Here is a 19008-nt window from a genome sequence, read left to right as displayed (position 1 = left end):
CTCCGTATCGGCAATTGAGCCCCGCCTTCATGCCATCTTCACCGACATCGAGATGGTGGAACGGATCATTGACCGCCTGCACTTGGACGACGCGGTCTGACTGTTCGATCCCTGGATTTTGTCGCGCGGCCCGCCCTTGAATCGACTTGGCCCATCACCGCGTTTGCCTCCACAGAGCAAACATTGTCCTTGCAGCCTCTTCTTCCCAGAGCGGGGAACTTGCGGCGAGAACGAAAGCGAGTGTTGCGAAACCGAGAATGAACAGCGTTGATCGCTTGCGGCTGGCACAGTTCCATCGACGCCAAAGCCGCAGCCATCCCCACGCCAAGACCAGCCCAACCACGACAAGTATTTCGACGCGGTAGGATACGAACGGCCCGAGCATCGTCAGCCAAGCGCCACCCAGGCCGATGATGGAGAGACCGATTGGCAGGACGCAGCAAGATGCGCTGAGGAGAGCGAGCAAGCCTGCACCGCCTATGACAAGGCGGTTCGGCCCGTTCGTCTGATCTTGAAGGGTTTCGGCATTCGACGTCATGCAAGACTTATGCGTTCTGTAGTCACTACAGGAGCAAGTGGAGAATGATCACATGGCTGCGATTGGAGAGGCTTTGGCCTGGCCCAATCGGGTGGTCCGGTTTCAATCTTGGGGCACGACGGGTCTGGGCGCTACGGCTGGCGTGGCCGGCGAAGCGGCTCCGGATGACCAAACAGCCAACCGCCTGGAGAAGGTCCGCCCCCGGCCCCGTCCTCTCCACCAATTGACGGGCGAAAAATACCCGGCCTAATTGGCGCATGAGCGACGCGGATAAAACCACCGGCCCTTTGTGGCTCTTGATCGGGCTTCAGGCGGCGATTTCCGCCGGGGGGCTGGTTGTTGAGATCGTCGCGGGCCGGATGATTGCGCCTTATGTGGGGATGAGTCTGTACACCTGGACCGCGATCATCGCGGTGGTCCTGACCGGGTTCAGTGTCGGGCATTGGTGGGGCGGCAGGCTGGCCGCGTGGGAGAGTGCGCGGGCTTTGCGGGCCACCGGATGGATCATGGCGATGGCCGCGCTTGTCACCGCCCTTGCCTCGCTTGTGCTGCGCTGGACGGCGACCCCCGTCCTGCTCAACGTAACAGACCCTTTGCTGGCGATCTGGGCGCTTACCACGCTGGCGTTCTTCCTGCCGTCGCTTTTCGCAGGCGTGCCGTCTCCGGTGCTCGCCGTCGTCGCGATGCGTGGAGCAACGCAGTCCGAGCGCGTGCTTGGGGCCATGTTCGCCGCTGGCGCTGTGGGCGCGATCTTGGGGACATTGCTGGCTGGGTTTGTCTTCATCTCGTGGGTGGGCTCGGTCGGGACGCTCTTGGTCATGGCGCTGGTCTACGCGATCAGCGCGGTGCTCTGTTTCTACCTGGGCGGCCTTGCGGGCAGCGCCCGCTGGAGCGCGGCCGTGGCGCTCGCACTGCCGGTCGCCGCAGGCGGTTGGGCCCTGACCTCCCCCAAGGTCTGCGACGACGAGAGCAGCTATTACTGCATCAGAACCGTTGCGCTGACGGACGGGCCGCGGCCCGTCAACCTGATGGTTCTCGATCACCTCGCCCATGGCATCAGCGCCCGCGACACGCCCCGGATCATGCACACCGACCACACCGCAATGCTGGACGCGCTGCCGCGCATGCGGATGGGACGCGATGATTTCTCGTCTTTCCATATCGGTGGCGGCTCTTACTCGGTGCCTCGGGCGTGGGCGGATCGTGCGGTCTCGGAAATCGTAGTGAGCGAGGTCGATCCAGCCGTGACCCAAGCGGCTGTGCGGGACTTCTGGTTCGACCCTGGTAGCGCCGAGGTAATGCACCGCGATGGCCGCGCCGCGCTGCGGGAAAGCCCGCGCAAATTCGATGTAATTGTGGGCGATGCCTTCACCGACATAGCCGTGCCCGCGCATCTGGTAACAACGGAGTTCTTCTCGCTGGTGGCCGACAGACTGACGCCCGGCGGCGTTTTTGCCATGAATGCTATCGACTACGTGGACCGGATGGAGGCGCTGGCGGCGCTGGTCGTGACCTTGCAAGAGGTCTTTCACAGCGTCGAGGTCTGGACCGAAGCGCTCCCCCCGCAGCCTGGAGAGCGCCGCGTTTTTGTCCTGCTGGCAGGCAGCGCCCGAAGCCCGGTCTCACAGATCGAGACTCTCGCCCCCGACCCCAAACGCTTCGCTGTGCTTGACCCGGCATATGTCGAGCAGGTCATCGACCGGCTTGAGGCCCAGCCCCTCACAGATGACTTCGCGCCCATAGACCGGTTGGTTGGCCTGGCACCACTGCTTCAATGACAAAGAAATACGCGCGCTACTGCCAAGCCTACATTCAATAGGCCGAGGCCACCGCGAAGCTTCAGGAGACGCCGAAGCTGATCTGTACGCCGTCCGGCTATGTGCAGCAATCGCCGTGGATCGGCATTGCCAACAAGCAGTTCGAACTGATGGGGCGCTTCATGGCCGAACTCGGCATGACGCCCACCGCCCGGGCGCGCCTGCCGGAGATGACGGAAGATCGGTCGACCGAGGGCGCCACCATCACCCGCTCCACCGAGGTTGGCCTCGGCACGGGAAAGGATAGGCTCGGTCTCCCGACGATTTTTGCAACGGAGCCCATTGCCCGCTCCGGCGGCGTGACAGAAGGAAAGACGCGGTTAGGGGGGCTGCCAGCAATCAAACCGGCCTTCCGAGCGATGCAGGCCGCACTCTACGCCGACTGACACCATGCACATCTTCGCCCTCCGGGAGGGCAGTCGCCGTCAAGGTGGGGGGTGTCCTGGGGGATGCGGCTTTCGAATATCCTGAAATTCCAATCAAAATCATTGGCTCGTCGGAATATAGTGACGGAGGAGGCGAGGCCGGGAGCGAACGTTCTCTGGGCCTGCCGGCGCGCGAAATCCGAGTTTTTTGGTGTGAGCCGGACGTATGTCGCACGAAGCGCCAAGGATGGCTCAGCGGGAATTCGGGCCATGGCTGCCGCGGCGAAGTTGAGAACGGCCTCCTGAGCGGTACTCTTCGCGTTCAGCTCTCCTCTTTGACGATGTGGATCGTCCTAGTCGGGAAAGCGAAGTTAACCCCGAGTTTCTTTGCCAGTTCAACGATATCGCCGACAAGGGCGGAGCGGGCTGCCACCTGTTCGTCGTAGTTGGAAACTCTGAAGAAACAGCGGCACTCGATTTCGATGGCGGACGCGCCAAAGTCTTTCATCCCGATGTAGATATCCTGACCGTCGACCCGCGGTTGCCGAAGGATGAGGCCCCGGAGGTCAGCCAGGAAACGATCCAATAGGTCGCGTGGTGTGTCATAGGTCAGGCCAATGGACAGATCGATGCGACGGCGCGCGCGCAGCCCCCAGTTCACGATGACCTGGTCGCTCAATTGGGCATTCGGGATAATCATTACCGTATCGTCGAGCCGCTTCAGCCGCGTGGACCGTATACCGACTGTCTCGATCGTTGCGAGTTGACCGTGCGTTTCAATGAGATCGCCCCGCCGGAAGGGGCGGTCGGTCAGCAGCAGGATGCCTCCAAGTATGTTCGAGACTGTCTCGCGTGCGGCGAACGCAAGTGCGAGGCCGCCGACACCCAAACCCGCCAGAATGCCCTCGTAGGGAAGATTGACGATTTCTGCGAGCAGAAGCAGACCTGCCACGAGCAAGGCGAGCTTGATGATGCCGATCGCCATCGCCGTCACGATCTCGTCGGCATAGCCCACGGTGGATGCGGCTCTGCGCTGGAAGATGGCTCCGATCATGCCGGTCGCGAGGATTGCGAACCAGGTACAGCCTATGACCGCCGTTGCAGAGACGAGGGTGTGCAGCGGGGCGAGCGGCGTCTCAATAAGCCCGATTCCGCCGAAGCCCCAGACAAGGCCCAGACTGCAGAGGGTCAACCGTACCGCGTGAACCAGACCTTTACCTTGAAAGACAGGCGCGTCGGCTTTGGCATCGTCCGGTTCGACCCTTGCCTTCGGAGCCAGGAGACCAAGCAGCGCCACCAAAACGAGGGCCGCCGCAAGCATGACGAGGATCGCAAGCCATTGCCAGTTTTCGATCACAACAGCGCGGTTCAGCAGAGACGGCGAGAGATCCCGGATACGCTCCCGCAGAGAAAAGAACTGCGTCAGCGGTTGGCTCGACGGGACGCCTTCGGCCATGGGAAGGTTCTGCATGGCCGCGTAGAGCGGGGGCAAGTTGCGCAGTGTTCCTGCATCGAAGGCCCATCGGTCGGGCGCATCCTCGTCTTCCGCCGGCATGCGCGCTATCACGATGTCCCCAAGAGGATGCGAATAGTGGACATACGGCGTCGTCCGGTTTGGATTGTTGGGAATCTCCTGGAGAAAGATAAAGCCGGCGCGGTCGAGAACGTTCTTCAGGTAGTCCGCTAACAAGGATCCTTCGGCGTTGTGCAAGTGGTCGGGGAGCATCGACAGGTCGAGCGTCGACAATACCGCGTCCCGTCCAGACCCGTCCCAGTCATGAATGCCGAACAGGAACCGTTGCATGACGCCGCGCGGGGAACGTGCCATGGCGGCCCTGGCTGCCGCCACGTTGGGCTCACCCAGAGCGTTAAGATAGCGCCTGAGGGCGGCTGAAAGCGTTTGTGCGTCTTCGACGACCAGTCGCCACCCGGCATCACTTCCGCGCACGAAACGCAAGACATAGGACGCCTCCGCGCCATCAAGTCCGATTGTGAACGTGGCAGTGTCGGCTTCGGGACGCGGTGGCGCGTCGTAAACCCTAAAGGTCGACAGATCGATGATGTCCCAAAGCAGAGCCTGGCGATGACGCAGCGTATTCGCCGGGGCTTCGCCTCCTTCGAACTCGAGCAGGGTCCGGGCGAAGCGCAGAGCGTCCACATCTCCACCGATCAGGAAATCATTAACCGCCGCAACAATCGATTGGAGCGTCTCGCGCGGGGACGCGTCTCCCGCAATCAACCGCTCTGCCGCTCCGCCTGATCGGCGCCCGTTCCACCACTCGCCGGTGTCGAAGCGTCCCGCAAAACTCTGGCCGTCGTCCGAGATTGCAAAGATCAGCTGCCCGCTGACCTCATCCTCGAACCAACGCCCGCGCAAGACCTGACCGTCGATCTGCCCCTCGATCCGTCCGGCGCCGGGTTCATAGGTGCCGGTAACCGAACGGCCGTCCTGCTGCAGTTCGACCACCGCCGCCCCGTCTCGCCAGAAGGTATCCCAGCGACCGGACCAGCTGGGGGACGACTGCGCGAGAACGGCGCTCACGGTTATCGGGAACAAGAGGCATGCCAGAAGCAGGTGGCGAGAGAAGCGCAGGCTTTGAAAAGGCTCTGCCTGATTGCCCAACCCTTTCGCAAGGAAGAAGGCAGCGAGAAATCGGCGCATGCGTTTCCTCTTTGGGAAGGGAGACCGTCCCTTTCACCTTCGTGCGAAATTGGAGCGAATGACAGACCCTTCAAGCCTTGGGCGGTCTGTCTTGGAGCCTGAGTTGCAATGCGGCGGAGACGTCAGTTGGACCAACTGGCAATCTCTGCCGCACGGCGTCCGCTTGCGGTGCTGCGCTCAAATGATCAAAGGGCACGCATAGCCAGGAAAGATCAACTGGCGGCGGCCTTGAGCGTTTCCATCACGTCCGCGCATTCCGCCGCGCCGCCGATGACAGATGTGCCTTCGGGCAGCCCGTCGGTGCCGGCCAACTCCTGCGCGGCCCGAGAGAGAAGCTGATCGACCTGTTCGGCGGTCACGAGGCCCTCGGCCTGCGCGGCCTGCACCGTAGAGCAGATGCCCGCGCTCAACCCGGTGCCGATCCCGATCCCGGCCGCCGTCCCACCGATGAGCGATCCTCCAACGATCGCGCCCCCGACCCCGCCGACGACCAGCCCGAGGAGTCCAACGATTACCTTATTCATAGAGTTCTTCCTTCTGTTTGAGGATTGATAGAATGAACGGCCCGCTACGCATCAAAACGCGACGGGCCGTGTCTTAGAGAACTGTTCAGTTCAGCATCGACATCGGACGCGTCGTCGAGCCGTCACCGTAGGCGATGCACTGCCAGGGAGCCCGCTGCGGACCGACACCCACCATCACTTCAGTGCCTGCCTGAGAGAAGCTGGAGCTGAGCAGAACGACATCTGGATTGTTCGTCTCAGTGGTTACCGCGCGCAGACAGGCCTGCTCGGCCGGCGATACGCTTCGGGCAGGCGCAGATACCGCGGCGTCGCGCAGGTACCGGCCCGAAACCCAGCCGCGTTCGCGCATGTCGGTTATCATCTCTATTTCGCACCAGCGTGTATTGCCGACGCTTTGGCACCCTATCACGCGGACAGGATCGCCATTGGCCAACGCGCCCACCACCGGGTTCCTGGTGCCCGGCCCGCTACGCACATTCAGAACATCGTTCGTGGGCACGCCTGCGACACGCATCACGTTTCCGGAACCAGCGGCAGGCGGCATTTCTGCCGACGGCGCGGTGGCCTCGCGCAGGTACTGGCTCGCGGCCCAGCCCGTCGCGCCTCCGCCCACCTGGGCGATCTGGCACCAGACCCGGCCTTCGTTGCGGCGGCAGCCGCGGTTCTGCACGACGGTGCCGTTCAGCAGCCCCATCACCACCCGCGCGCTCGTCGACGGCGCCGCGCGCACGTTGAGGCTCTGCGACACGCCGAAGACCTCCCAGAAGTCGGGGCCACCGGCGAGCCCGTCGGCATAGTCGGACGCCGGCGCGGCGGTCTGCGCCCCGGCCGCACCGATGGCGATGTCGAGCAGATAACTCGCGGTCTCGTTGCGCCTCGCCGCGTTGCGATTGAGGAAGACCTGCACGATGTATTCGCCGTTTTCCGGCAGAACGCCCTCGTAGCGCAACCCGCTCGAAGCGCCGATGAACATCGCTGCGCTTTGACCGGGGCGGTCGCCAGGCGCAAAGACATTGAAGTAGGCGGAGGGGTTGCTCGTCGACATTTCGACAATCATGCGTTGCCCGGCGCGTGCCCCGAGCAGGTATTCGACGCTCTCGTAGCCCGTGATCGAGTTCTGGATGACGGTTCCGCTTTGGCCGGTGGGGAATCGGACCTGCTCCGTGCGCGGTTCCTGCGCCTGTGTCTGTGTTGCAGCCATCAGGGCCGCTACCACGGCGATGTATTTAAGAAGTTTGTTCATGTCGCTCTTCAAGGCTCCTTAGGTGGGCGTGAGGTCCGGATTTTTGTGCGGCCGGAACACGCGCCGCGCAGCTATTCGCGTTCAAGTCTGGGCAGCTCCCCTCATCGCGGTGATAGACCGCGCCATGACCTTGCTCACATCGGGCGCTGGGCGGTGTTTTCCACCTTCGGCGTACATCCATGACCCACCAACCGAGAGCACGCCGGGAAGGGCTGCGTAGTCGGGCATCATTGGCTCTTTGATGCCGCCGGACGGCATCATCAGGACATCCGGGAAGATGCGGCCCAGATCCTTGAGCGCAGACGCTCCGCCTGCCGCTTCGGAGGGGTAGAACTTCAGCAGCGTCTGGCCCGCTTGCCGGGCGGCGATGATCTCGGTCGGCGTGACGACGCCGGGAACATGCGCGACCGGCTTGCCCGCCACATACGCCTCCAGCGTCAGGCAGCGGCCGGGGCTGATCGTGAAATCCGCGCCAAGGGACACGGCCTTTTCGTAGGTCTGCGAGTCCATCACGCTGCCCGCGCCCAGCACGATGCCGGGATGGGCGGCACGGACGGCCCTGAACGTGTCGTAGGCAATGTCCGAGCGCAGCGTGATCTCGATCGCCGTCGCCCCGCCCGCGACCAGCGCGTCGACCGCCAACAGGCAGTCGGCCTGCGATTTCGGGTCGATCACGGGAACCACCCGCACGGTTTGGAGAACTTCGATCAGGTCAGCGGCTTGCATGATAGGTTTCGTCCATCAATTTGAGTGTGTTCTTCCGGTTCGGCGCCCCCAGCCGGCCGCCCAGGACCGTGCATTTCAGCGCTGCAGCGGCGCTGGCAAAACGGATGCAGTCTGTCGCTCCCTGGCCTTCGGCGAGGGCCTGGGTGAATGCGCCGTGAAAGACATCGCCTGCGCCGTTGGTGTCGATCACCTCGACCACGGGGTTGGGGATATGGGAAGTTGGAAGCCCCGGGCCTTCGACGAAAAACGATCCGGCGGCCCCGTCGGTGACGCAGGCGAAACAGCCGAAGGTTTCCGCGATGCGCGCGGCGGCGGCTTCGGGAGCGGCTCCGTCGGTCAGGATCGCGGCGCCGGGGGCCGAGGCCACAACATGGCTCGCGTGGCGCGACAGATCTTCCAATATCTCTTTCGGGGCCACGTCGGCGTCGAGCACGGCGGGCAGGCCAGCCGCGCGGGCGTTGGTCAGGGCGATCCGCGCCGCCTCGGGCCAGCGGACATCCACCATCGCCGCGGCATATGCGGACATGTCGGGGAGTTCTGACGCTTCGGGCGCGCGTTGCGTGACCGGGTCGTAGTCCACCAGCACCCAGCGCTCGCCCGAGCCGTCCACGATGATTGTGGCCGAGGCCGAGCGCCCTCCGGGCACCCGGCGCACGGGGCTGCAATCGACACCTTCAGCGGCGATCTCGGCGATCAGCGCCGGACCGAGCGCATCGCCTCCGACGCTGGCCCAGAGAGCCGGACAGCCCCCCAGCCGCGCCGCAGCCGTGGCCGCGTTGGCCGCCATGCCTGATGCGGTGCTGACGGTGCCTTCCGTGATGTACTTGCCCGGCCCGCGCGAGAAATCATCGACCCGGTAGAGAGTGTCACGGGTCAGGGCGCCGACGAAAAGGGCCTTTGGACCTGGGCCGCTCATACGGTGGCGCGCGTGTAGAGCAGCGCCGCCGCCGCGCCACGCAGCTCCGCCAGCCCCTTAAGCCGACCGTAGAAGCTGTAGCCGGGATTGACCGTGCGCGTCAGATCGTCGGCGATGCGGTGGCCGTGATCGGGACGCATCGGGATCGGCTTAGGCGCGCCGCGGGATGCGCGGCGATCTTCCTCGGTCAGCAGGACTTCGACCGCTTCGATCAGGCTGACTTCTCCGGCCAGATGTTCAGCCTCTTCAAAGCAATCGGCGTCGCTTTCGTCTTTCTGCACCACCCGCAGATGGGCAAAACGGATGCGGTCGGAATGGGTGCGGCCGATTTTGATGGCATCCTCAGCAGCGCCAACCGACAGCGAGCCAAGGCACCATGTAAGGCCGTTGGCGGGCGAGGGATTCGCTTCGAAGATTGTCTTGAAATCCTCGGGCGTGGATACAGCCAGCGGTAATCCAAACAGGTTCTTCGGCGGATCGTTGGGATGGATGCACAGATCGACACCCAGCCGCTCGGCCTCGGGCACGATGACGCTTTGAAAATCGATGAGGTTCTGGCGGATCCCGTCATTGGTCAGCCCTTCGTAAGAAGCCAGCTTTTCACGGAACGCATCCAGACCGACCGCGCCGATCATCGAGCCGGGCAAACCCGCGACGATGGCCTCGGTCAGGCGCTGCCGCTCGGCCTCGGTCATGGCCACATGGGCGCGCTCCGCCGCCTCGATCCGTTCGGGCAAATAGTCGGCCTCGGCCCCGGGACGTTGCAGGATGAAGAGGTCGAAGGCGGCGAAGGCCGTGGCATCGAAGCGCAGCGCCTGCGCGCCATTCGGGAGCGTGAACTCGGTGTCGGTACGCACCCAATCCACGCCGATGGAGAAGTTGTAGCAGACCGTTTCGATCCCGGCCTCGGCCACCGCCCGCAAGGAGTTGAGCCACGTCTCGACCGCGGCCCCGGCCTTGGTGCCGGTGGCCTTGATCTCTTCGGCCACGGGAATGGACTCGACCACGGTCCAGTCCAATCCGGCCTCCTCGATCATCTCCCGACGGGCGCGCACTTCTGGGGCCGTCCAAGCCCGATCCAGCGGGATGTCGTGCATCGCCGTGACGATGCCCGACGCTCCGGCCTGGCGGATATAGGTCAAGGGCACAGGATCATTGGGGCCAAACCAGCGCATGGTTTCGATCATTGAAGGGTCTCCTTGAAAGGTCGCCCGGCGTCAGTTCCGGTAGAGAAGTTCAGGCAGGAAAAGAGTGATTTGCGGCACGAAGGTCAGCAGCAGGAGCACTCCGAGGAGCGGCACCAAGAAGGGCATTGTCGCCGTGACGCATTGCTTGAAGGGCACCCCCGAGACGCGGGAGAGAACATAGAGCACCATACCAATGGGCGGCGTCAGAAGGCCAAGCATCAGGTTCAGGATCACGATGATGCCCAGATGCACCGGGTCGATCCCCACCTGCGCGGCCACTGGCATCAGCACCGGCACAAGAATCGAGATCGCTGCGATGGTTTCCATGAACAGCCCCACGATCAGCACCACGACCAGAATGATCAGTAGAATGACGTTCTTGTTGTCGGTCAGGGCGAGCATCGTTTCGGCAAAGAGTGCGGCGGCCTGGTTCGCGGTCAGGATCCAGCCGAAGACGCTGGCAGTGCCGACGATGAGCATCAGCGCGGCGGTCGTCTCGATGGTCTCGATGGACACCGCAAGGATCCGCCGCAGGTTCAGTGTGCGGTAGACGAAAAGCCCCAGGATCAGCGCATAGGCCGAGGCGCACACGGCAGCTTCGGTGGGTGTGAAGGCCCCCGAGGCGATGCCGCCGACGATGATGACCGGTGCCATCAGCGGCAGGAAGGCAGCGCGGAAACTGGTCCACACGTTGCACATGTCCAAAGCCGTGTCGCGCGGATATCCGCGGCGGCGCGACATCCACCAGACCATGCCCGACAGCGCCAAGGCCATCATCAGGCCGGGGATGATACCCGCGACAAACAACTCTCCGATGGAGGCCGAGGCCATGACGCCGAAGATTACCAGCGGCAGCGAGGGCGGGATGATCGGCCCGATGGTCGACGACGCAGCGGTTACACCGACGGAGAAGTCGTCGTCATAGCCTGCTTCACGCATCGCCTCGATCTCGATCTGGCCCAGCCCGCCCGCATCGGCGACGGCAGCGCCGGACATGCCGGCGAATATGATCGAGGCGCCGACATTCACGTGGCCCAGACCACCATGCATCCAGCCCACCAGCGCGCGCGCAAAGGCAAAGATGCGCTTTGTGATGCCGCCGGTATTCATCAGCCCGCCGGCGAAGATGAAGAACGGGATGGCCAGCAGCGGAAAGCTGTCCATACCGCCGATCGTCCGGTGCAACAGCAGCACCACGGGCTGGTCCGAGATCAATATATACGTCAGTGAGGACAATCCGAGCGCGATGGCGATCGGCACCCTCAAGAACATCAGACCAAAGAGGATGGCAAAGAGCAGAAGGATGGTCATGCTTTGGGCTCCTTGCGGTCAGCGACCAAGCGGTAGAGCTGCCAGACATGCACTGCGATTGTGATCGCGATGGCGGCCAGCACGACGAAGTAAAGATAATATTTCGGGAACGGCAGTGAGATCATCTGCTGATACCAAGTGCGGTTGATCAGCGTCCAAAGCGACCAGGCCGAGACCGAAAAGAAGATCAGGCCGAGTGTCAGGGCGAACAGTTTGAGCGCACCGAGGTACTTTGCAGCCCAATCATCCAGAAATTCCAGCCGAATGTGGCTGTCGCGCAATTGGCAGCGGATGCCCGCGACAAAGGTCAGTATGATCAGCAGATAGCGGGCCAGTTCCTCGGTGAACGACAGCGAGTCGTTCAGCACGTAGCGGGTGAAGAACTGCAGAAATACCGTGATGAACAGGATTGCGAAAAGCAGCAGCGATGGTGCGTCGCGCAAGCCGAGGTCCATTTCGTCCAGATGCCGCGCCTCTTCGCGTTCCTGGGCCTCCAGCAATTCGTCGATCTTGTCATCCACGCCCATGGCGCCTCTCCCCCCTGAAGAAAGTGGTGCATCCGGCGACACGGGGCCGCCGGGTGCGCCGGTGTTGTCTTATTGACCAATCTCCTGCAGGCGGTCGTAGATGTCCTTCGAGAATGGGAACTCCTGTGTGTCGAGGTAGTCTGCCATCAGCTGGATGAACGGTGCGCGGTCGACCTCGTTCACGGCCACGCCCTGCGCGCGGAACCAGTCGGCCAGCTCGTTTTCGGCGGTCACAATCTCATTCGACGCCCAGAGCGCGTTTTCCTTCATCAGCGCCTCGAGGGTGGCGTAATCGTCGCCCAGACGCGCGATGGTTCCCGGCGAGACCAGCGTGATCAGCGAGTTCGTGATGTGACCGGTCAGGTTGATGTTGGTCTGCACCTCGTAGAACTTCTTGAACTGGATCGTCGGCAGCGGGTTCTCCTGCGCATCGACGACCTTCTGCTGAAGCGCCAGGTACACTTCCGAGAACGAGATCGGCGTCGGGTTGGCGCCGGCGGCCTGCGGGAACCACTGGAAGGCGGGCGCTCCGGGGGTGCGGATCTTCAGCCCCTCCATGTCCTCGGGGGCGAGGATCGGCTTGTTCGACGTCACATGGCGTGCGCCGTAGTAGGTCAGCGCGACCGGGACGTTGCCCGTGGCGGCAGTGTATCCTTCGGACAACTCCTTGAAGAGGTCCGACTCGCCGTAGGCCTTCCAATGCTCGTAGTCACGCAGCGCGAAGGGATAAGCCGAAACGACAATCGGGCCATAGCTTTGCGACATGAAGGTCGGGCCGGAGTAGATGATGTCCACGGTGCCCAGCGACAGAGCCTCGTTCAGCGAGGCCTCGTTGCCCAGCTGAGAAGCCGGAAAGACCTCGATCTGGTAGCGTCCGTCGGTCGCTTTCTCGAAGGCCTCGGCAGTGCGCTGCGCTGCCTGATGATAGACCGACCCAACCTCATAGGTGTGGCCCCACTTGAGTGTGTCCTGCGCCAGAGCAGAGCCAGCACCAGCCATGCCCACGGCGACGCCGATCACGACGGATTTCATCGAAAAAGCTATCATGGTTCCTCCCGATAGTTGCGTAGGCCATGCCGGCCCGATGCCGAAGAAGGTGCGGGAGACTTGAAGTCAGAACAAATGTCTTTAATGATTAAAAAACACCATTACCACCACAGGCACCATGGCGCGGTCTCAACGCACGTTTAGGCTCAAGTATAACGAAGCACTGGATTTTTTGGCTGCAGGCGGCCGTGTTGAGAGCATTTCCGGCTTTGCCCGGAAGCTCGCCGTCAGCCGCACGACGGCACGTTCCCTGATTCAGCAGCTGCGCAAACGAGGCCTTCTCGACAGCGATCAGGGACCATTGCAGCGCCCCGTGCACCAATCCGACTACTACCCGCGGAGCCAAGTTCTCGAGACGACGGAAATCCTGAGATCTGCCTTCATGAACTGGATAATCCGCGAGCAACTTCGGCCAGGGCACTATGTCGATGAAGCCCAGATCGCAACGCAATTGCAGATCCCGATGTCAAACGTCCGCGAGTTCCTGATCGGGCTCAGCAAGTTCGGCTTCTTCCGGAAACATCGCGGCCGCGAATGGCGCGTCGAACCTATCACCCGCGACTTCATTGGTCAGATGCTCAACCTCCGACGCATGTTGGAAGTGAACTCCGTCGCCCCGCTCGTTGGCTTGCCGCACAGTGATCCCTTCTGGCCGACGCTTCAAAGCATCCGAACCCGGCATGTTGAACTGCTCCAAACAGTCGGCGGCGAGACGCTGCCTTTCGTGGAGTTGGACAACCGCTTTCACAGCCTGCTCAATTCCGCGTCTGAAAACCGGATAATGCAAGTCCTTCAAGAGGCTGTATTTTTTATCTTTCACTTTCACTATCGCTGGGGAAGCAGCGAGGAAAAAGCGCGTAACGAACAGGCCATGGTCGAACATCTTCAAATCATTGACGCCCTGATCGAGAGAGATTCTGACAGGGCAACTTCAGCTCTCATTGCGCACCTTTCTACCGCGCAAAATACGCTGGTTGCGTCGTTAGAAAACCCAAGCGGTGATATTCGGTGAGCAAGCGCGCTTCGAGGTGCGCCCAATGCTTTGACAAAGCCCCTGCAAGCCCATCCCCCTGCAACTCGACGGTATCGCCGGAGTTCAATGGTACGATGGTGTGCAGCCATATAGCGGTGGCGAGCGAGACGTGGGTGGCGGATATTTCGCCAAAGGAGCCGCGGATTTCAGTCGTGCCGTTCAACACGAGCCGCCCGCGAATCCTTGGCGTGGCGCTGGAGTTGATCTTTTGGAGCAGTGTCGCGCCGAAGAGGGGGGTGCCGTCCGCTGGCGCTTCGAAGCGGTTGTTTGCGGCGTCGAAGGCGTCCAGGGTTACCCAGATCGGTGTCCATGATACCGATCTGCGATCAATTTCACATCCAGACAGCGATGCTTCGAGACCGATCGCGGCGTCCTTAATCGTGGTCGGTCGAATGGCATCTCTGCGAGCACCATACGTACCTTGGACTTGCAGGTGGCTCGGGTGTGTTTCCATTCACGGCTTGATCAGGCAATGGTGTTACTGGCTTTTCATGGAGGCACGCATGGCCGAGCTTCGCCCGCAGCATCGCTATTCGTACCGGGACGACCCGAGCGTCCCGGACTTCGAAGATGGCGGTCCGATTGCCGTCATGGATGGGGAATGCACCCTCTGTTCCTGGGGGGCGCGGATGATCGCGCGGCTTGACAGGACGGCAGCGTTTCGCATCTGTCCGCTGCAGTCCGCGACGGGCACGGCGCTTGCGCGCCATTACGGCCTGGACCCCGGTGATCCCGAAACCTGGCTGTTGCTAGATGAAGGGCAAGCCTGGTCCGGCATGGACGCCATCATTCGGATCGGTCAACGGCTGGGGGGCGTGGGCCGGCTGGCCAGTGGGATGCGCGTCCTGCCGCGACCAGCGCGCGAGTGGGTCTACCGGCGCATCGCCCGAAACCGCTATCGCCTGGGGCGCAGCGACATGTGCGCCTTGCCGGACCCCGCCCTGCGCGCGCGGCTACTGCAGTGATCGAAGGACGCTGGCGGCGCTGACAACCGGGCCGCTGATCCTCGGTCGCAGGCGGCCGGTGACGCGCCAGACCGAGGCTTGTTCCCGGAGATGAACGCCACCCAGACCGGGCCGGCGTCGCGGGTCCTCGTGACCGATGACTGGCGCCATCACGCGCCGCCGGTCTTCAACGGCGCGGCGCTGGAGCCGGTCGTCGATGCGGTGATGCGAGGTGTCGCGGACAGAGACCTTTGGCGGAATTCCGCGGTGGGTCGGCCCGCGATGCGGCTGTGGGGCATCCGTTTCGATGAGATTTGCCTGAAGGTGCGCGCAGGCTTCTTGATGCCAATCTTGGATCCGGGACGCTGCGTCATCCGCTGGCTCAGTAATCGGTCTGGGCCCCCGCCTCGACCAGCGACATCGCGTCCTGCATCGCGCGTCTGTACTCGATGCGGTTGTAGATGTAGTTGTGGCCGGCGTTGGCGATGACACGATCGGCGACGAGGGTCGGCGCTGACCTGCGGACCGCGTCCGTCCGGAGTGGCGGGACGACCGTGTCCTCGGCGGCCGAGATCACCGCAACGGGCGCCGGCACCGCAGCCAGGTCGCCTGCCAGGTCCATGTGGTGCCTGAGCAGGAGCCCGACCGGGAGCCGAGGGTAGTGTTCGCGGGCAAGAGCTTCCAGCGTATCGAACGGCGTGACGAGGATCAGACCGGCGATCGGACGCGAGCGGGCAAGGTGAGCCGCCGGGCCGGCGCCGACGCTGAGCCCGACAACCAGGATCTGGTCCGGCGCCAGTTGGGCGACGACTTCATCATGGATTGCCAGCGCGTCCTCCAGGATCGCCCGCGCGCTGCAAGTCCCGGTGCTGGGCGCGTAGCCGCGGTAGTGAAACACAACGATGTCGGGATCAGCGAAGATCTCATGCAAATGGATCGCCAGGTCGTTTGCACTCCAGGCGTTGCCGCCGAACCCCAGGACAAGATTTCCCGCTCCTGCCGTTGCCCCTCACGAGGCAGATGAACGCCGACAAGCCGCTCGCCCGATCCGACGCTGACGAAAAGGCGCTCAGCGGTTGGTGGCAGTGGTCCCCCGGCACCCAGAGCCCATCGTGGAAACAGCAGCCTAACCCAACAGAAGTACGCCAACATCGCCTGAACCGCTGTGAGGAGGGGGGGGCTGAGTTCAGCCGTTCCACCCGGAACGACGCAATCCCTCCAGGATCAGATCAATGTGTTCAGATTTCACGTAGGGATAGGTTTCCCGGACATAGGCTTCGTCGAAGTCCGGTTGCAGTTCCAGTACGCGCTGCAGTGCCTCGTAGGCCTCTGCGGTCATACCGGCATGGCCGAGCGTCACTGCTACGCGTTGCAGACCACGGCAATATTCGGGGGCGATGTCCCGGAGTTCGCGCGCCGCCGCGATGGCTTCCCGCATGTTGCCGAGAAACAGTTCACAAGTCGTCACGTCGCCGAGAACGGCCGCGCGATTGTGGTAATTCGGATTGAGTTTAGAGATCACCTTGAGGTGGGGAAGAGCCTTCTCTGGTTTTCCAAGCCACTCCAGAGCACACCCGAGGGCGTGTCGTGCGGTCGGCGCCGAAGGATTTAGCCGCACCGCCTCCTCCGCATGAAGCCTTCCAGGGCCGAAAGCGCGCATCCCGTAAATCATCGTGAGTGCATGATAGGCTTGGCCTTCCCACTCACCTGGGTCGAGATCGACGGCGCGCTGGCAATACTCGAGCGCTTTCTTGAAATATCCGGCGCGATCTCCGGTCCAGCCCTGCAATCCGCTTCTGAAGTAGTAACGCCCGAGGCGTACCCAAGCACGCGCATAGTCAGGCTCAAGCTCCAGCGCGGCCTCCAGCAAGGGTACCTGAGCACGGTTGGACTCTGGCGATCCGTAACCTTCGCCGCCTGTTCGCTCCAATTCGTCAGTTTGCGCCACCAACTGCCAGGCGGTCATGTCTGACGGGCGGCGGCGAAGGATGCGGGAGGTTTCCGCGCGGCCGATCTCGGGCGTTACGCGCGCCGCAACCGCGCGACCGATGACTTCCTGCATCTCGAAAATGTCGGACAGGTCGCCATCGAAGGTTTCAGTCCAGACAAGGTGTCCCGACGTGGCATCTGTAAGGGCTGCGGAGACACGTATCCGTTCGCCTGCACTCAGGATCGCTCCCGAGATCACGTAGGACGCGCCCACCGACTCTGCCATCCGCCTGAGGTCGCCGTCGCGCTCGGTTTTCCAGCCAAGTGTCTCCGGACCAATGACCGGATACCACCGCCATAGCGACAGCGAAGTTCGCAAGTCGATGACAAGACCCGTGGCAAAGGCGACATCCTCTTCAGCGGAACTTGCCGGGACAAAGCCAATCAAGAGAACCGAAGGATTATCGAAAATACTATGGGCCGGAGCATCCCCTGTTCCACCCGTTTCCGGCATGGATGCACTTTCGGCCAGCCTAGCTGCTTCTTCGCGCTTCCAGTCGTCGAAGGGCTCAGACCGGAGGTCGAGGTCTTCGAGGAATTCACCGTCGGACGGGTTTCCAAACTGCTGCGAAAAGGCATGGCTATCAAGCCGGACTGAGGTGGCATCGGCGCAGATGATGTCAGAGGCTGAACCTAGAGCACGCCGCAGGACGGAGAGTTCCTGCCGTAGTGAGGCGCGAGCCTGTTCTTCGGCTCGGTCAGGCCATAGCGTTGCTGCCAGCCTATCCCGGCCCACGGCTGCCTTCGGGGCCAGCGCCAGCATTGCGAGAATTGCTCGTGACCGCCGAGACGCAATTTTCAATTCCTTGTCGTCCAACTCGGCCGAAAATGGCCCAAATAAATAAAGTGTCAGCCGCATGATAGAAGAAGAATGCCATGGCCTGGCAATCTTGGAAAGTGAGTGAGCCGATCTGCCGCCAGCTGCCGATCGCCCCGTCGACGTATCACGCGCAGCGGGCGCTGCGGGACGATCCTTCTCGACTCCCCGCTCGCGCCAAGCAGGACGCCGCGCTGCGGATCGAGATCGCCCGTGTTCATACGGAGAACTTCGGCGTCTACGGGGCGCGGAAGATCTGGCGTCAGCTGAGGCGGGAAGGTTTCGAGGTCGCGCGTTGCACGCCCGACCCGGCACAGCCATGCCCGCGCGACAAGGTGAACCGCCAGTTCCAGGCCCCGGCGCCGAACCGGCTGTGGGTGAGCGACTTCACCTATGTCGCAACTTGGCGGAGCTTCGTCTACGTCGCGTTCGTCATCGACACTTATGCCAGACGGATCGTCGGCTGGCGCGTCAGCAGCTGCGCGACCGCAGGCTTCGTTCTCGACGCCCTGGAGCAGGCCATTCACGACCGTCAGCCTGTCAGGGAGGCGGGGCTCATCGCGCATTCGGACCGAGGCTCCCAATACCTGGCGATCCGCTACACCGAGCGCCTGGCCGAGGAAGGGATCGAGCCATCGGTCGGATCGGTCGGTGATTCATACGACAATGCGCTGGCCGAAACCGTGATAGGCCTCTTCAAGACCGAGGTCATCCGACCGCGGGGGCCGTGGCGCTCGCTCGAGGCCGTCGAGTTCGCGACCCTCGAATGGGTCGACTGGTTCAACAACCGCCGCCTGTTCGAGCCAATCGACCACATCCCGCCAGCCGAGGCAGAGGCGGGCTACTACGCGCAGATCGACATGCAGCAGCGAGCCGTATAAACCAAACCAAACAGCCTCCGGGAAACTCGGGGCGGTTCAAACCTCAGATCAGGGCCATTTCAGGGGAGCAGGTCAACACCGATGGAAGGCGCGAGGTTCTGGGCATGGCGATCGGCGCATCCTAGGCCGAGCCGTTCTGGACTGAGTTCCTCCGTGACCTCGTTCGCCGCGGTCTCGGCGGCGTGAAGCTGGTGATCTTGGATCCGTATGAAGGCATCAAGGCCGCGACGGCGCGGGTGCTCTCCTCCACTTGGCAGTGCTGCCGCGTCCATTTCCAGCGAAGCGCGCTTGCCGATACCCGCGAAAAGCTGGATGCTTGGCGTAGGGACTACAACGAGGTCCGGACCCACAGCGCCATCGGGTACAACGTCCCGGCGGACATCCACAATCCCGACGGATCAGCCAGCCCGCCGTCGTGATCAGAGGCCGGAAACTCCAGGCCTAGGCGGTCCAGAGAAGGGGCGCGGAGCAAAGTTGGGCC

General features: G+C 62.8%; 15 protein-coding genes and 3 pseudogenes. 6 read left to right on the top strand and 12 right to left on the bottom strand.

From position 1 onward, the window contains the following. Positions 1–795: 795 nt before the first annotated feature. Both DTQ71_RS19265 and DTQ71_RS19260 read left to right on the top strand, forming a co-directional pair. Positions 796–2316 (top strand): fused MFS/spermidine synthase, encoded by a 1521-nt coding sequence (locus DTQ71_RS19265; protein ID WP_109565928.1) that lies wholly within the window; start codon positions 796–798, stop codon positions 2314–2316. 56 nt (positions 2317–2372) lie between these two features. Next, positions 2373–2741, top strand: a pseudogene (locus tag DTQ71_RS19260) (P27 family phage terminase small subunit); the annotation flags it as partial. Positions 2742–3042: 301 nt separating this feature from the next. Here DTQ71_RS19260 and DTQ71_RS19255 read toward each other — a convergent pair. From DTQ71_RS19255 to DTQ71_RS19205, 9 genes are all read right to left on the bottom strand, one after another. After that, positions 3043–5382 carry a mechanosensitive ion channel family protein gene (locus DTQ71_RS19255; protein ID WP_109565926.1) on the bottom strand — a complete coding sequence of 780 codons (2340 nt, stop codon included), beginning with the start codon at positions 5380–5382 and terminating at the stop codon, positions 3043–3045. A gap of 212 nt (positions 5383–5594) precedes the next feature. Continuing rightward, entirely contained in the window at positions 5595–5906 is a 312-nt protein-coding gene (locus tag DTQ71_RS24410; RefSeq protein WP_245947658.1) for a hypothetical protein, read from the bottom strand. 85 nt (positions 5907–5991) lie between these two features. Then, complete coding sequence (locus DTQ71_RS23785) at positions 5992–7149, bottom strand: SH3 domain-containing protein (RefSeq protein ID WP_174900365.1); 1158 nt, start codon at positions 7147–7149, stop codon at positions 5992–5994. An 81-nt stretch (positions 7150–7230) separates the two neighbouring features. Continuing rightward, positions 7231–7875, bottom strand: a complete 645-nt coding sequence (gene eda / locus DTQ71_RS19230; protein WP_109565924.1) for a bifunctional 4-hydroxy-2-oxoglutarate aldolase/2-dehydro-3-deoxy-phosphogluconate aldolase — start codon at positions 7873–7875, stop codon at positions 7231–7233. Next, entirely contained in the window at positions 7862–8791 is a 930-nt protein-coding gene (locus DTQ71_RS19225; RefSeq protein ID WP_109565923.1) for a PfkB family carbohydrate kinase, read from the bottom strand. The genes eda and DTQ71_RS19225 overlap by 14 nt, the downstream gene beginning before the upstream one ends. Further along, a complete protein-coding gene (gene uxuA / locus DTQ71_RS19220) occupies positions 8788–9978 on the bottom strand; it encodes a mannonate dehydratase (protein WP_109565922.1) in 1191 nt (396 codons plus the stop codon). The genes DTQ71_RS19225 and uxuA overlap by 4 nt, the downstream gene beginning before the upstream one ends. A gap of 30 nt (positions 9979–10008) precedes the next feature. After that, positions 10009–11289, bottom strand: coding sequence for a TRAP transporter large permease (locus tag DTQ71_RS19215; protein ID WP_109565921.1), 1281 nt, complete (start codon positions 11287–11289; stop codon positions 10009–10011). Beyond that, entirely contained in the window at positions 11286–11816 is a 531-nt protein-coding gene (locus DTQ71_RS19210; protein WP_109565920.1) for a TRAP transporter small permease, read from the bottom strand. The genes DTQ71_RS19215 and DTQ71_RS19210 overlap by 4 nt, the downstream gene beginning before the upstream one ends. A gap of 69 nt (positions 11817–11885) precedes the next feature. Beyond that, positions 11886–12848 (bottom strand): sialic acid TRAP transporter substrate-binding protein SiaP, encoded by a 963-nt coding sequence (locus DTQ71_RS19205; protein ID WP_245947657.1) that lies wholly within the window; start codon positions 12846–12848, stop codon positions 11886–11888. A gap of 133 nt (positions 12849–12981) precedes the next feature. Here DTQ71_RS19205 and DTQ71_RS19200 point away from each other — a divergent pair, with 133 nt between their 5' ends. Next, a complete protein-coding gene (locus tag DTQ71_RS19200; protein ID WP_109565918.1) occupies positions 12982–13875 on the top strand; it encodes a GntR family transcriptional regulator in 894 nt (297 codons plus the stop codon). Here DTQ71_RS19200 and DTQ71_RS24405 read toward each other — a convergent pair. After that, positions 13817–14350 (bottom strand): hypothetical protein, encoded by a 534-nt coding sequence (locus DTQ71_RS24405; protein ID WP_245947656.1) that lies wholly within the window; start codon positions 14348–14350, stop codon positions 13817–13819. The genes DTQ71_RS19200 and DTQ71_RS24405 overlap by 59 nt on opposite strands. Positions 14351–14399: 49 nt before the next feature. Here DTQ71_RS24405 and DTQ71_RS19190 point away from each other — a divergent pair, with 49 nt between their 5' ends. Further along, the gene (locus tag DTQ71_RS19190; protein WP_109565917.1) at positions 14400–14861 is read left to right on the top strand and encodes a thiol-disulfide oxidoreductase DCC family protein; all 462 of its coding nucleotides are present in this window, start codon (positions 14400–14402) and stop codon (positions 14859–14861) included. Positions 14862–15222: 361 nt separating this feature from the next. Here DTQ71_RS19190 and DTQ71_RS19185 read toward each other — a convergent pair whose 3' ends face one another. Together DTQ71_RS19185 and DTQ71_RS19180 are read right to left on the bottom strand one after the other, a co-directional pair. Continuing rightward, on the bottom strand, positions 15223–15819 hold the full coding sequence (locus DTQ71_RS19185) for an alpha/beta fold hydrolase (protein ID WP_109565916.1): 597 nt from the start codon (positions 15817–15819) through the stop codon (positions 15223–15225). 207 nt (positions 15820–16026) lie between these two features. Beyond that, complete coding sequence (locus tag DTQ71_RS19180; protein ID WP_109565915.1) at positions 16027–17688, bottom strand: hypothetical protein; 1662 nt, start codon at positions 17686–17688, stop codon at positions 16027–16029. A gap of 44 nt (positions 17689–17732) precedes the next feature. On the opposite strand from DTQ71_RS19180, the pseudogene DTQ71_RS19175 reads away from it, so the two are divergent. Then, a pseudogene (locus DTQ71_RS19175) lies at positions 17733–18527 on the top strand (IS3 family transposase); the annotation flags it as partial. Between the two features lie 71 nt (positions 18528–18598). Next, a pseudogene (locus DTQ71_RS24690) lies at positions 18599–18946 on the top strand (transposase); the annotation flags it as partial. Between the last annotated feature and the right edge of the window lie 62 nt (positions 18947–19008).

The organism is Jannaschia seohaensis, assembly GCF_900116765.1.
Lineage (GTDB): Bacteria > Pseudomonadota > Alphaproteobacteria > Rhodobacterales > Rhodobacteraceae > Jannaschia > Jannaschia seohaensis.
The sequence above is the reverse complement of the archived record's forward strand: the minus strand, read 5'-3'. Positions and strand labels throughout refer to the sequence as shown.

What these genes read in the sequence shown, in the direction of transcription:
- DTQ71_RS24405 (WP_245947656.1), bottom strand. Translation starts at nt 14,350, where the DNA reads ATGGAAACACACCCGAGCCACCTGCAAGTCCAAGGTACGTATGGTGCT.
- DTQ71_RS19255 (WP_109565926.1), bottom strand. Translation starts at nt 5,382, where the DNA reads ATGCGCCGATTTCTCGCTGCCTTCTTCCTTGCGAAAGGGTTGGGCAAT.
- DTQ71_RS19225 (WP_109565923.1), bottom strand. Translation starts at nt 8,791, where the DNA reads ATGAGCGGCCCAGGTCCAAAGGCCCTTTTCGTCGGCGCCCTGACCCGT.
- DTQ71_RS19265 (WP_109565928.1), top strand. Translation starts at nt 796, where the DNA reads ATGAGCGACGCGGATAAAACCACCGGCCCTTTGTGGCTCTTGATCGGG.
- eda (WP_109565924.1), bottom strand. Translation starts at nt 7,875, where the DNA reads ATGCAAGCCGCTGACCTGATCGAAGTTCTCCAAACCGTGCGGGTGGTT.
- DTQ71_RS19180 (WP_109565915.1), bottom strand. Translation starts at nt 17,688, where the DNA reads ATGCGGCTGACACTTTATTTATTTGGGCCATTTTCGGCCGAGTTGGAC.
- DTQ71_RS19190 (WP_109565917.1), top strand. Translation starts at nt 14,400, where the DNA reads ATGGCCGAGCTTCGCCCGCAGCATCGCTATTCGTACCGGGACGACCCG.
- uxuA (WP_109565922.1), bottom strand. Translation starts at nt 9,978, where the DNA reads ATGATCGAAACCATGCGCTGGTTTGGCCCCAATGATCCTGTGCCCTTG.
- DTQ71_RS19205 (WP_245947657.1), bottom strand. Translation starts at nt 12,848, where the DNA reads ATGAAATCCGTCGTGATCGGCGTCGCCGTGGGCATGGCTGGTGCTGGC.
- DTQ71_RS19215 (WP_109565921.1), bottom strand. Translation starts at nt 11,289, where the DNA reads ATGACCATCCTTCTGCTCTTTGCCATCCTCTTTGGTCTGATGTTCTTG.
- DTQ71_RS19210 (WP_109565920.1), bottom strand. Translation starts at nt 11,816, where the DNA reads ATGGGCGTGGATGACAAGATCGACGAATTGCTGGAGGCCCAGGAACGC.
- DTQ71_RS23785 (WP_174900365.1), bottom strand. Translation starts at nt 7,149, where the DNA reads ATGAACAAACTTCTTAAATACATCGCCGTGGTAGCGGCCCTGATGGCT.
- DTQ71_RS19200 (WP_109565918.1), top strand. Translation starts at nt 12,982, where the DNA reads ATGGCGCGGTCTCAACGCACGTTTAGGCTCAAGTATAACGAAGCACTG.
- DTQ71_RS24410 (WP_245947658.1), bottom strand. Translation starts at nt 5,906, where the DNA reads ATGAATAAGGTAATCGTTGGACTCCTCGGGCTGGTCGTCGGCGGGGTC.